The sequence below is a fragment of the Oleiphilus sp. HI0086 genome (assembly GCF_001635225.1).
In genome coordinates this window covers 1-429 of the sequence record NZ_LWFZ01001306.1, presented here as the reverse complement: position 1 = coordinate 429, position 429 = coordinate 1, and the positions used below count along the sequence as shown (strand labels likewise).

Here is a 429-nt window from a genome sequence, read left to right as displayed (position 1 = left end):
AAGACAGTAAATTAACGCCTCGAATCACCGAAACCGCCAAAGCTCTTTGGTATATATACCTCGGGCTAACAGTCGCTTGCGCGCTATCTTACTGGGCCGCTGGAATGACCCTGTTTGACGCCATAGGCCATAGTTTTTCGACCATCGCCATCGGCGGCTATTCAACCCATGATGCCAGTATTGGCTATTTCGATAATAGCGTAATTGAACTAATCGCCATCTTCTTTATGTTTATCGCCGGGGTTAATTTCGCGCTGCATTTCACTGCATGGCGAAGCAATAGCTGGCGAACGTACTTTATGGACCCCGAGTTCCGCTTTTACGCATCGCTCATGTTGATCGTAACCATTATTACGATCGCAACGCTTTACTTCACCGATACTTATAGCTTCTCTGACTCTATGATTCGAATCGCCTTCATGCCACCGC

General features: G+C 47.3%; 1 protein-coding gene. It reads left to right on the top strand.

The window, feature by feature from the left end; genetic code table 11:
• Positions 1 to 429 (top strand): potassium transporter TrkG (locus tag A3756_RS22425; protein ID WP_304438925.1); only part of this gene is annotated, 429 nt, incomplete at both ends.